This is a genomic window from Sulfobacillus harzensis, from assembly GCF_012933365.1.
GTDB lineage: Bacteria > Bacillota > Sulfobacillia > Sulfobacillales > Sulfobacillaceae > Sulfobacillus_B > Sulfobacillus_B harzensis.
In genome coordinates this window covers 1-11,874 of sequence record NZ_JABBVZ010000101.1, presented here as the reverse complement: position 1 = coordinate 11,874, position 11,874 = coordinate 1, and the positions used below count along the sequence as shown (strand labels likewise).

Annotated in this window: 12 protein-coding genes and 1 pseudogene; all 13 read right to left on the bottom strand. The window is 56.4% G+C overall.

Features of this window, described 5'->3' with window-relative positions:
* Positions 1-658: 658 nt before the first annotated feature.
* Positions 659-2,347 (bottom strand): ABC transporter transmembrane domain-containing protein, encoded by a 1,689-nt coding sequence (locus tag HIJ39_RS18560; RefSeq protein WP_169102380.1) that lies wholly within the window; start codon positions 2,345-2,347, stop codon positions 659-661.
* A 24-nt stretch (positions 2,348-2,371) separates the two neighbouring features.
* On the bottom strand, positions 2,372-3,187 hold the full coding sequence (locus tag HIJ39_RS18555) for a hypothetical protein (RefSeq protein ID WP_169102371.1): 816 nt from the start codon (positions 3,185-3,187) through the stop codon (positions 2,372-2,374).
* Positions 3,188-3,216: 29 nt separating this feature from the next.
* On the bottom strand, positions 3,217-3,900 hold the full coding sequence (locus HIJ39_RS18550; RefSeq protein ID WP_169102369.1) for an ABC transporter ATP-binding protein: 684 nt from the start codon (positions 3,898-3,900) through the stop codon (positions 3,217-3,219).
* Entirely contained in the window at positions 3,897-4,058 is a 162-nt protein-coding gene (locus tag HIJ39_RS18545) for a DUF5808 domain-containing protein (RefSeq protein ID WP_169102367.1), read from the bottom strand. Before HIJ39_RS18545 ends, HIJ39_RS18550 begins: the two co-directional genes overlap by 4 nt.
* 77 nt (positions 4,059-4,135) lie before the next feature.
* Positions 4,136-5,197: a radical SAM protein gene (locus HIJ39_RS18540; RefSeq protein ID WP_169102365.1), complete on the bottom strand. Its 1,062-nt coding sequence runs from the start codon at positions 5,195-5,197 to the stop codon at positions 4,136-4,138.
* A 5-nt stretch (positions 5,198-5,202) separates the two neighbouring features.
* Complete coding sequence (locus HIJ39_RS18535) at positions 5,203-5,802, bottom strand: hypothetical protein (RefSeq protein WP_169102363.1); 600 nt, start codon at positions 5,800-5,802, stop codon at positions 5,203-5,205.
* 206 nt (positions 5,803-6,008) lie between these two features.
* The gene (locus HIJ39_RS18530; RefSeq protein ID WP_169102361.1) at positions 6,009-7,100 is read right to left on the bottom strand and encodes a DUF5808 domain-containing protein; all 1,092 of its coding nucleotides are present in this window, start codon (positions 7,098-7,100) and stop codon (positions 6,009-6,011) included.
* Positions 7,101-7,104: 4 nt separating this feature from the next.
* Positions 7,105-7,548 (bottom strand): GntR family transcriptional regulator, encoded by a 444-nt coding sequence (locus tag HIJ39_RS18525; RefSeq protein ID WP_169102359.1) that lies wholly within the window; start codon positions 7,546-7,548, stop codon positions 7,105-7,107.
* A gap of 66 nt (positions 7,549-7,614) precedes the next feature.
* Entirely contained in the window at positions 7,615-8,334 is a 720-nt protein-coding gene (locus HIJ39_RS18520; RefSeq protein ID WP_169102357.1) for a helix-turn-helix transcriptional regulator, read from the bottom strand.
* Positions 8,335-8,666: 332 nt separating this feature from the next.
* On the bottom strand, positions 8,667-9,029 hold the full coding sequence (locus HIJ39_RS24715) for a transposase (RefSeq protein WP_207711787.1): 363 nt from the start codon (positions 9,027-9,029) through the stop codon (positions 8,667-8,669).
* 285 nt (positions 9,030-9,314) lie between these two features.
* Positions 9,315-10,073, bottom strand: coding sequence for an ISAs1 family transposase (locus HIJ39_RS24710; protein WP_275107372.1), 759 nt, complete (start codon positions 10,071-10,073; stop codon positions 9,315-9,317).
* A gap of 129 nt (positions 10,074-10,202) precedes the next feature.
* Positions 10,203-10,616, bottom strand: a pseudogene (locus HIJ39_RS24705) (Druantia anti-phage system protein DruA); the annotation flags it as partial.
* An 821-nt stretch (positions 10,617-11,437) separates the two neighbouring features.
* Positions 11,438-11,874, bottom strand: a 437-nt coding sequence (locus HIJ39_RS18505) for a transposase (RefSeq protein WP_207711786.1), incomplete at its 5' end; no start/stop codon positions are given.

Below are 11,874 nucleotides of genomic sequence, written 5' to 3'. Positions count from 1 at the left end.
GCCGCGCTTCGCGAGCTTGATGTGGCCTTTGTACTTCCCCGAAGTCCGTTCGGCCAAATTTAAGCCGGCCTTCCGCAGAGGTTGTCCCAGGCTTCGTAGATTTTCCTCACGTAGATTTTCAGCGATTATCGTGGTATTTTGCATGAGACGCGCTCGGCAACCGATTACATCGGTAGGACTCGAGCCAATTCGGTCGGGACGTTTCCTATGTGTTAAGGGTTTTTCATAACTCGATAAAGCACGGTCGTGGATAAGTTCTCGTAGGGAGGCCTTCCTCTAAATTCCGACCGTGGGCTCGAGGGGGCGACCCCCGCGCCATGGCCACATGATGTCAAAAACGGTGCCATATTGGCGTCGGGCATCTTAGCCGTCATGGCCAGAGCCACCAATAGAAGAAAACTGCCCGCCGCTACGGAGAGGTACGATATGTGACGAAACCCGCGATACTTCAGGCCCTAGGGTTCAGCCTTCGCCGGAGGAAGTCCTTGATGCGAGTTCCGCCTCATTCGTAATGGCGTGCGGTACCCAAGATTGAGAATGACGGGGGGAATTTCTTTTTTCGTCTCATTCAGGAGGCACGCCTTACCATGTGTGAAGACCGCATGTGGCACAGGCGTTGGCGTGCAGCGCCCTATCCGCGATGCTCACGCTATCTTTGCTAATTCTTCCCCACAATTGGGTGGCTTACGCACAAATCTTCGGCTGCCTGAGCTATGTGTGGCAAGTCCAATACGGATGTTACCGAAAGAATCTCCGCTGGCAATTGGCCGTGGTGGCAGAACACAAGGATACCATTCCACGACACCATCAACGTCATGAGGCCGTGTACCGCGATGGTATCCAGATACACAAACGGCTCATCCAATAGCACAATTGTGGGTTCGGCCGCAAGGGCTCGGGTCAATGCCACGACCTGTTTTGTACCATCGGAGACAGCTCCCGACTTTGGATCCAGTCTCGTTTCCCAGCCATCAGACCATTGACCGAGGCCGCGGCCCAGCGTGTCCAAGATATGTTCAGCTTTTTGCATATTAATCCTAGGCCTGCCCCATACGATATTGTTCCAAAGGGTATCGTCGCTAATCTGGGGTGGATGCAACGACCAACCTACCGTGCCTTTGATCTCAACCCTTCCCCCACACGGAACTGTGAGCCCACCAATAACGTTGAGAAGATAGGATTTTCCGACCCCATTCGGTCCCCGTATCCAAAGCCGATCATCACGTTTAAGCCGCATGCTCAATCCGTCAACCACTACATGTGCGGGTTGCCCGGCGACTAACGAGACATTGCGCAGCGTTACTTGCGGGGCCTGGAGTGGGCCGAGAAGTCGTTGGGGCTGCACGAGTGCCTGAACCTCGGCCGGATTCCCGAAATTTGCTTGAAGGCCTGCGGCCAGAGCTTGCATGCGGTTAAGGTATGACGGTGTTCGTAGAAGACCTCGGATCGGTATGTAGACTTGCATCGCGAAGGCATAGAAAGCAATTAATGCTCCGAGAGATAGCGTGCCCCGCAACACCATAAGGCTACCGTAGACGAGCAGCATCAGTGGGCCCAGGAAACTCAAGAGGGTTGACAAAGCTTGCCCGAGACCAAGCCAGGTCGCTCGACGCACCGCGTCAATCTCGAGCCGGTCGAGCGATGCAGCACTGCGCCGTAAAGCGTACTGAGGCGCTGCCAACGCCCTCGAGATGCGCTCAAGCTGGAAGGTTTCGAGTACGGTGGCGGTTGCGGCCGCCATATCCGTCTGCCATCGAATCGTCCAACGACCCTGAAGGCGCGCAAGCCACCACTCCGCCGCCACCACCGCAGGGACCAGGCCCAACGCAACCCCGGTCAGCCCCGCACTTTGGTGTACCATCAAAGCCCCCACTAACGCCACCCAAAGAACGTGCCCAGGAACGGTCATAATGATGGTTACCGTGACATGCGCCAACGCATTGAGATCCGCCAGCAGTCGACTTGTCATGGGAGCCGCGTCTGGGTTGGCGGAGGGATCGCTATCAGTGCGGGTTAAGCGCGCCCAAACCCATTCTGACCGAAGTCGGCGAACCTGACGTTGGATAATGCGTTCCAGCACCATCACTTGCCCCACGGACGCACCAATCTGCATCGCGCCAATGCCTACTATGGCCCATCCGATGACCACCAAATCAGAAACATGCTTGGGTAACAAGACATGGTCGATGAGATATTGAGTAAGGAGAGGCCCGGCAGCCTGGGTGAACGCTAACACCAAAGCAAAGCCAATGCTAATGAAGACAATTGTCCATGTCTGCGCGCCGACAATAAGGGCCCACATCGTACGATACGACAACCATTGGCGGGAAGACCTCTCACCGTTCATCCGTAATTCCTCATCAGTACTGCGTTACTCCTGTCGAAGAAAGATGGTACGGGTCTTAAATACCCTTAAAATGACCACCAACGTGACCACAGTAGCTATTAGGGATAGACCACTGACGATCCAAGCAACATGCCCCAGGGACGTGTGCGTTTGGGTTGTGCCCCACACCAGAGCGCTAATGGCGGGAAGCACCGCGAGCAGTTGAAGGATATTCCCACTACCCGTGCGAAGCCGCGACAATCCGGGGAATAAGATGCCCAGCGGTAGAGCAATTAGAGATGACCAAAGCCCCAGTGTCAGGGGCATCAGGCTGATGAGAACCCACCATGACGCCGGAACTTGTACAACCAATGCGTTCAGTTGGCTTAAAATCAGAACGAACATTGCGAGGACTGTGGCCAATATCCCCCAGCTCGCAAGGGTTAATCCCAAGGCTGTACCGAGTACGCTTAAGAGGAACTCACCGGTAGAAATCGGGGCGCTGAGAAACCACTCAAGACGTGCTGTCATTGTTTTCTCGGCGAATAGCCCGAGCGTGTTCATCGCGCCGCTCAGGGCCGTCGCCACGCCGACCAGGTAGGGACCCACCCCCATCAACATCAGGTCCGCCAGTACCCAGCGGGTCGAGCCAACCGTCACCACGTGCCGAGACCACGCCCGCAACAGGGGTACCGTACCGGAACTCAGTGAATTCGGGGAGACATACGTCATCACGGTAGCAAACACAATCACTGCGACCATTACCGTGGGATAAACCCAAAAACGTCCGCCGATTTCTTGCCAGGTAATACGCCAGAGAGCACCAAAGAATTGACGACCAATGTACCGCTCATTTAGCATGGGCATACCTCCACCGTTTACCGTATCCTCTAGAAGGGTTCACCCTCGTTGTCCGGGTTCGCGTCCATCCCAATCGTGCCAGACGCGACGCGGGCAACGCTGTCCACCGGCACCGCGACATCGTGGGGAATATGGGTGGACAGCAATACGATGCGCCGCGAGCGCTCACGCATGAGCAATGCGAAGATATGCTCACGCGTCTCTTCGTCAAGCCCTGCGGTCGGCTCGTCTAGTAACAATACCCTGGGGTCTGGCAACAGCACGGCACCCAGGCGTGCCCGCTGAAGCTGCCCCTGACTGAGATGGCTGACAGGCTTGTGGACGAAATCTTGCAACTGATAGGTCTCCGTGACGAATCCAATCCGGCTCGCCCGATCACTAGCCGTCAGGCCATGAACCCTCGCCCAAAAATCCAGGTGCTGGTATACCGTTAACCGTGGGACCCAACCGTTTTGATGAGCCAAATAGCCAATTTGTCGCTTAAGTCGCGGAGTGCGCCAAGGGTCCCCTCCAACAATGCAGGCGGTGCCCTCTAGGGGGGGGATTACCCCAGCTAGTGTGCGAAGGAACGTGCTCTTACCCGAGCCATTGGCCCCCAGCAGGAGATGGACCCCGAGCGCCCATCTGGCGGTAACGTGTGTTAAGATCGGGGCCTCGTGGTAACCTACCGCGAGGTCCCGGACTTCCAGGGCTACGGTGTGGGGCTCCGTCATATATGGAACACCTTGGTGGCAACAACGGCCGCTGCGATAACCGCCGCGAACACCACATAACTCCATGGATTACGCCAGTTAAAATCCCAACCAATGCCATGCGCTTTGGGCACTAGCAACTTGCGCCGTTGAGGTCCTCTTCTGCTACCGTTTGCCATACCTATACCTCCAGACCAGACCAGCCTCTTTAAACGAATCTGTTACAGTGAGTCTAGCACAGAGAGAGTGGATGAGGCTATTCGGTTGACGCGGGTTCAGGCAAACGGCGCATGTATCGTTCCAAGGCCTTCTTGGCAAAATATCGGTGCATAACCTCTGGTACCAAGGAGTCATAGTGGGTGACGAGCAACTCCCGGACCCGCGTGTTCCGATGGATGAGCGCACAGGTTTCGCAGGGATGCACCCCATACGTCAGCGGCACGCCATCTGCGTCCTGTGCTCGCGCCCAGGCCATGATGTGTTCGGGACCGTCGGTATGGATCCAGATTTTTAGAAAATCGGATAGTTGCTTCTGGTAAAGAACGGTGAGGGGTGTCTCGTCCCACCGACCGATCTTCATCTCGGGAATATGCTCCATGGTCAGCCCACAACACGAAGCGGCGAGTCCCGAGGGCGTCAGAACCAAGTTGTCGAGAATGTTATCACAACCGGTGACGTCAGACCGTGCCCCTGGATCCCGTGAGAGGCCATTATCGTGCTGTATGTTGGAGTCCTCGTAAAAGGGAATCCAAATGTTGCTGATGACCCGCAGACGTCCACTATCGATGTGGGGCTTAAGACGTGGATGGGAGCGAGCTTGTGCCATCTTGAAGGTGGAATCTTGGTGCCCTTCGACGACGATCGTGGCACGCACTCCTAATTCGACAGCCGCCAAGGCCCCTTCCACGACGCGTTCGAACGGAACGAATTCCTGATGGTCGTCCCCGGTAGAGATGTTGAGTTCCGTAAGTCCACTCTCAACCAATGGCCCAAGGCGGCTTTGCGCCGCCTTGGGCGACGTCGCCCAGTAGCCGTTACTCACGCAGCGAACATGAAATCCATATTGGTGCGCGCGGTGGACCGCACGCACCAAATCGTCTCCCAACAAAAAACATTCGCCACCCGAGAACACGACCACCTTGATTGTACCGAAGTCGTTCGCCTGGTCGATAGCGGCCAGAATTTCATCGCCGCTCAGCCGTTCCGATAATCCGGGATGACACTCAAAGCAGCATTCTTTACAAGCCGCTGTGCATTGGTACGTTCCCAGAATCGTCAGCGTAGAAGGCCCGAATAAAGCTGTGATCGTTGTCTCCATGGTTGTCACCCGACGTTGGGCATTGCGGCAACGACATTCCCGATCTGTCGCAAGAATTGCTGAGTCAGGTGCTTGTCGACCATCTTGGCGAAGGCTAGGCCACCTACGGCATAGGCAATGTTGTATATCGCTTTGAGTTCGTCGGTGACCGGCTCGGGCTTAGCATCGATTTCTACGAGCGCCAACAGGGTGACCGCTGCGGCGACGACGGCTAGCACAACAACTTCAACCTTGGTATATACTGATTCCGGTGCGGCCTCCCGCACCAGCGCACGAATTTTGTCGGCACTGGGCATCCGCAATCCATGCCGGTCTAAGTGCTCCAGGAATCCTGCGACATCGCGGCACGCCGCGGACTGTTGCACCTGTTCATCGGCCAGGGCCCCGAATATCTGCACCGCCAGCGAAGTGTTTTGCGCGGTTGCATGGACCCAGTCCGCTGGCCGGGGATCACACAGTTTCGCGGCGTATTGGTCGGCGTAATCACTCCAGCGAATAGGTAATGCCGGTTCGTAGGACGCACTGGCGTGCGAGTTGCCGAGACTAGCCGGTATTCCATAGATTCGGATCTTGTCGTGGCTTTCGAGACGGTAGAGATCTGCCATGATATCCTCCTTTAAACTCCCAGACGGACTAGCGACAGGCCTGATTCTGCGAGATGTCTCACGACGCTGCCGCCCAAAGGTCGCAGAAATGGCTTGATAAAACTAGACCATTGTTGGCAGGAAAAGGAAAGCGCAAAAACGCGAACCAGCGGTTGAATCCTTGTGTGCCTCAGGCAACAACTCATTAAACCAGGTTGACAACCGGATTACGGGCGAATCCACAGATACGCCGTCAGGAGGACAACAACACAGAGCCAAATCTCTGAACGGCCCCAATTGAAGGTGTACCCGTATCCGAAACGCTTGGGGACTAAGAGCGCCGGGTCGGCAGCATTCATGTAGAATTGGCCTGCAACCCAATGACGGTCGTCCTCGCGGTACGCGTTGTCTGGGCCACGTAGTCCACTGGAACGGCTTCCGAATTGGCCGGTAGCAACCATGAGAATGGCCGAATAGACAATCAGTGCTCCAAGCGGGATCAGCCATAGCGCCGTAGCTAAGGTTGGCGACATCGATAATAGATGCCAGCGACGATAGTCGTTCAGCCATCCAGAATAAGCCACAAACAACCCCATCCACGCCAACAGCCGCTGGTTACGCAGGACAAAAACCTGCTGCCGTTCGTTACTGGCTCCGAGCTGGTCCGGGTCAAGATGGCGTCGGACGTGAGCGAGGTGATGGCCCGCGATGACCAGAACGAGCGTAGACACTACGGGAAGCAGCGTCAGCCACGCGACGACAGCCGGGGTCTTTGGCGTCCATACGAGTGGCTTGCCCCAAAGGCTGTAATGTAGCGGAAGGATGCGGGGCATCTGCGAATAATCGGCGATGCTCGCCGCTATCGTAGCGATAAGAAAACCACCGGTCGCAAGTAGATGCCCCCATGTTTCGGCTTTAGTGCTCCTATTGGTCGGACCAATCCACGCAGCAATACGAGTCGGACGACTGGGATGCCAGTGCCCAGTGTCACAGATCGCGCCAATCGCCCGATGGGCCATGGCGCTGCTAACGAATCCTCCGAACGCCGCTCCGGTAATCCCAACAGCCGCACCGGATCCGAATCCCCAAAATTTGGCCGCGAGAACGCTCACGAGCCAAATTGCAAAACCTAAGGTCACCACGCGCCACAAATACTGGCGGCGAACCTGTGTCAACCGTTGATCGCCACGATGATCGGTTGGAATCGACACCCCGAAGACCAGTGTCGGGGGTGCTATCAACGGCGCCACGGCCCAGGCGGCCGTTACCAATCCACTTAGCAAACCCAAACCCACCGCCGTCGCCACAAAATGAATCATGAGATTAAGCACCGTTCGGCGATGCGCTTGACGGCGTAGGAGGATTACCCGACTCAGAGAGGGCGGCCACGTTTGCCAACGTGAACGTGTTCAGGCACCGCTGAACGACATCCATAATCGCATGGGTATCCAAGCCTCGCACCCAATGTTCAGCCAGTAATGGCCTGATCTGGTTATAGAGGGTGGCGGCGGTTTCGTCACTGGCTAAGGTGCGGGGGCAGACGACAGCACCGGACCGGGGGGTCAACCGTATGAATTCCTCCTGTTGCAAAAGCTCGAAGGCTTTATGCACGGTATGGAGATTAAGCCCCAATTGCGAGGCCAAGCGTCGGACAGACGGCAATCGATCGCCCGGTTTGAGACCGCCCTGAGCAATCCCCTCCACAACCTGATCGCGGATCTGGAGATATGCCGGTCGCCGGTCCTCCCAATCCACCACAACGAACATTTCCACCAACCCCCTCGCGCGATCATTCCACAGCCGCGCCGTTTGACGCAAGCGATGTGCGGCGAGTTACGGCACTTGATCGCGGGTATTCGAAATATCGATAAGTTCGCGTCGACTATGAACGCCGAATTTCTTATAGATTCGTGAGGCATGAGATTTTATGGTACCCACATCGACCACAAGCGCGTCTGCAATCTCGGCGAACGATGCATCGGACCGTAAGTAAACCAAAATTTCCTGTTCACGGGGGGACAGCGTCTGGTTGTGAGCGAGTGACACCCCAGGCTGGGCCGACAAGGCGTACACCCCTGACGTTAGGTTTACACCGCGACGAAACGCCAATATACCGAGCGGAAACGCAATCAAGACCGTCAAAGCCCCGATCCAAAATAGCAGTGCCGAATCGGACAGTGCAGGTCGAAGTGCCCACTTTCTAACCCACCATGCTAGAATAATGACAAGGTCAGCTACGATTCCTCCCAACATTCCTCCAAGCCCCGGCCAATAAGCCTCTTCTTCGTAGGCCAGTGCTGGTAGAAGAGCGGGTGCAGCGGAATTAGGCCTACCGAACACGATGAGCATCACGCAAGCCAAAACCGAATCGAGCACCCATATGGTGCACTGCATCAACGAACGAAGCGAAGAGCGTTTCCACCATATTACATGTGCCATCATCAGCAGTAGTCCGTAGCCCACGAGCATTACCACCAAATCTGGGGTCAGCAGTCGCGGTGCCGCTACGAGGAATACCACTACCAAGCCGAGAACCAATAACCTGAACCCCATGATTCCGAGCATCATTTGAACGCGTAGATTTCCCATAATACCTCTCGGCGACCCGGCAACCCACGGGTCGCTTATTCTATACCAGAAAAACATTCACACGATAGATGATCTGTTCGACTCATTGTAGAACAAGACGTCATCAGGTACAACCCACCTGTCCGCGATGCCCAAGATAACGTCAAAGTCGTGACGTAAACCATGGCGATTTTCGGATCTTGGGCCTTTGATAGAGAACCCAACGGGGTCAGCCGAAGAACGGCCACTAAGCGCGCAAACAGCCGTTAAGCGGTCGTTCACGACCGGAACAAATGTCGCGTGGATTCTGCAGGGCGTTAGGGGAAGAGTATGCGTGCGACCTGTTGGGGATGTCGATGCAAATAATTAACGGCGCGTTGAATATTCGGCACCCCCACGTGACGGAGCAAGCTAATTGCCGTATTACGCAAAGTGGCCATGACACGCGGCCCATTCTCTGTGCGCACTTGGGAGCGGTCTTCATCATAGACCACATCGCGAACCCAGTGGAGACGGGTCTCGATGCCCCAATGGCGGCGAACGAGGCACCCGATCGTTGCGGCATCGGCCTGGGCCGGAGTCAGATGGGTGATGCCAAACGCCACCTCATCGCGCGGGTTGCCCCCATCCACATCGGTGACATGGCGGTCGATACGAAAGGCTTGCCCGGGGTATGACAACGATTCGTTAATTTTCCGCCATAAGCCAGGTTCTGGTAAATTTCACGCTTTAAGTGCTGCCAAGTTGGAGTAAACCCGATCCGGACGTCAGGACACCCCTCGGATTTCCGTCCGATTAGGGCTTCGTTTCTTATTTATTGACACCACATCCCCGGAGTCATAGAGCTGTTTCTGACAGAAAGACCTTCCTGAGAGCCGGGAATTGCCAATAAGTGGCTAGTGATAGTTCTGGAAAGGAATCGTTGCCATACCCCTGCCCGAGATGCGGCCAATCCACGTATTCATTCAGCACCGTCGTGGTCCGCACGACCCGCCTTTCCACGCGCCCGTGACCCCGATCGATCGTCGTGGCCGGAGGGGGAAAAATCCTCGCGGCTGACGGCTACGATGGCCTCTTCCATGGTCGCCTGATTTCCCTTTGACCTCCATCACATAATGGGCCTGTTTTTCATCCACCACATAAGAGGCCGTGTGGCGTTGCGTATGGAGGGCATCCACGGTCACAATCTGTCCCGTGATCTCCAGGGGATCGAGTAAATCCCGGATCTTGGGAATCTCGTTGGTTTTGCGCTCGACGTCGACTTGTCTAATGACCTGCCCGGTCCGATGGACAAATCCCGAGAGTAAATGCCCGGCGCGCGGACGCGCGCCGTGTTCGGATCCGCGTAAGCTTTTGCCATCCACCGCGATCGCGTCCCCCAAGCGCCGACTTTCGTCGTCCAGCCACCCGTTAAAGATGCTATCCACCTCATCGGCATCCACCTGTTGGAGGACACGGCGAATCGTCGGTTCACTGGGCACTTTATAGGTCGTGCCCCATCGCGGGCACCCGAAGGCGGCCCGCTGGTCCGGGCTGAGATCGTGAATCCAGTCGCTGATGGCAATATAGTTGCGCTGGCCGGCTAAGACCGCGGCCAGCGCCAGCACCAGTACCTGGTCTACGGCGTGCCGGATCCCCCGTCGGTGGCGAGGATCGGTCAAGCGGGTCAGCCGCTCCCGCAACCCGCCCGGACCACTCCAATTCAAGGCATTAAAATCCAGCATAGTGAGCGCCCCCTGCGTCAACGCGGCCGAGAGGAAGGAGGCCTGGAGGACCGCCGGACTGTTGGGTTCCAACGGCCTAACCCATAGGCCTTTCGGATGGCCGTGCCGTACGTATCGATGGTGATGACGGGCGAATCCCTGCGTGTCCCCTAAGTACTGCCACCCCGCGGCTCGATAACTCGTGCCCGCGAAGCGGGCAGGATCCACGAAGGTTTCGGCTAGCACGACCGGATGACCATAGACGGCCTGCCAATCGGCGCTCAGGCGCCGGGTATTGAGGGCGAGCACTTTGGACGCTAAATTCGGCACCCGCACATCCGGTAAAATCAGGAACCGGACATTGTTCACCACAAAGCGCAGGCGCGCCCATTGCTGGGCGCGGGTCCACCCAATCCACTGATCACGGGGACGGCACATCCAAGCCGCAGCGGCCCATCCCAGCAAGGCTACCCATTCGTTCTCGACACCCGCGACATAATACAGCGATTCCCCGACCAGTCCGCGAAATCCCAAGTAGTGACGCGTCGCCATTAACGTCCGCCATGTCTCGCGTTCGGGGCTGACTCAAAAGGCTTTGGTCCTAAAATTTTCTCCCACTTGACCCCTAAAAACGAGGAGGAAAGTGACCTACTTCCTCCACTACGCGGGGTAAAATGGGCACATTTTAGGGACGGCATCACTGTTGACATACCTTTTGAGACGGCCCCATGCAGAGACCTTGTCCAGGCGGAGGACATCCGGCCTCGGATTATCGCTGTTTCGGTATGCATGGCTTGATTCTATCAGCCGCCACCAAAAAAGTTCACTCCTCGATGAACGCTAAGCAAGCATCAGCGTTTCCGCGACTATGACGGGGTATTGCCGCGATGCCGTCTTCGATCAGGGGTTACAGGGAGTACAGTATCTAATCTCCCATGGCTGAATTATCCGCTTCAACCAACGGCCCGCAAACATCAGCCGAATTCAACCGCCGTTCAACCCAATTGTTCTACCCCATGCAGTAAAAGACGCATATAGTCTTTATTAGCCAGTAGGTTGGCCGATCGCTGTCGGCTCTCGTAAAACGGGACGTTACCGGCAAGGTCGGGTAAAACCCACCAATATCATACGGAGGCACGCATGATTCATATCCTGGGGAAACCCTTATGAGTAAGTATTTTTGTCAGAAGTGTCAACTTTGGACAGAACACGATATCCGGCCCATATCCATCATCCTCGTGCTGACCTGTGGTGCTTGTCAGTCCGAATGGCCAGTCCTCTTGCAACAGTCGTCACCCGTCGCTGAAAACACTGATACCGTGGGAAACTCCGAGAAGATTGATACAGGATAGGGAGCGGCGTAGTCCAGAGACGGGGGTGCGCCTTCACTTGGCAATCGCTTGCGGTGCTTCGCGGGAGCGGAGTGCAGCCTGCAGTTGCAGGAGATCGCGATACCCCTCCAATCGGTGGAATTTGTCTTCGAGAAAAAGACTGGCGCTGGCCAGCCAGCGTAGAACCTGCATGCCGTTGGTCCAGCGCTTCACGTTCTGGGCATGGGTCCGAAACTGGCTATTAACGGACTCGAGGGGATTGGTCGTGGCCAGTGAACGCCGCAGCGTGCCCGACAATCCGAGCCGATAGACGGTGAGCGTTTCGTCCAGGCCTTCACGTAAACTGTTGGCCGCTTGGGGGTAGTCCCGTTCGAGCTCTGCCGCCAGTTTCTGCAACGCCTTGAGGGCTTTCGCGGCATCTGCCTCTTGGTAGGCCTTGCGCAACCGCGACCGCACGGTCGCTTGCATGGACTCGGGGAGATGGTCTAAAA

Coding starts and splice junctions, on each gene's coding strand:
- HIJ39_RS18555 (WP_169102371.1), bottom strand. CDS start 3,187: ATGCTAAATGAGCGGTACATTGGTCGTCAATTCTTTGGTGCTCTCTGG.
- HIJ39_RS18540 (WP_169102365.1), bottom strand. CDS start 5,197: ATGGAGACAACGATCACAGCTTTATTCGGGCCTTCTACGCTGACGATT.
- HIJ39_RS18525 (WP_169102359.1), bottom strand. CDS start 7,548: ATGTTCGTTGTGGTGGATTGGGAGGACCGGCGACCGGCATATCTCCAG.
- HIJ39_RS18530 (WP_169102361.1), bottom strand. CDS start 7,100: ATGATTCATTTTGTGGCGACGGCGGTGGGTTTGGGTTTGCTAAGTGGA.
- HIJ39_RS18520 (WP_169102357.1), bottom strand. CDS start 8,334: ATGGGGTTCAGGTTATTGGTTCTCGGCTTGGTAGTGGTATTCCTCGTA.
- HIJ39_RS24710 (WP_275107372.1), bottom strand. CDS start 10,073: ATGCTGGATTTTAATGCCTTGAATTGGAGTGGTCCGGGCGGGTTGCGG.
- HIJ39_RS18550 (WP_169102369.1), bottom strand. CDS start 3,900: ATGACGGAGCCCCACACCGTAGCCCTGGAAGTCCGGGACCTCGCGGTA.
- HIJ39_RS18535 (WP_169102363.1), bottom strand. CDS start 5,802: ATGGCAGATCTCTACCGTCTCGAAAGCCACGACAAGATCCGAATCTAT.
- HIJ39_RS18560 (WP_169102380.1), bottom strand. CDS start 2,347: ATGAACGGTGAGAGGTCTTCCCGCCAATGGTTGTCGTATCGTACGATG.
- HIJ39_RS18545 (WP_169102367.1), bottom strand. CDS start 4,058: ATGGCAAACGGTAGCAGAAGAGGACCTCAACGGCGCAAGTTGCTAGTG.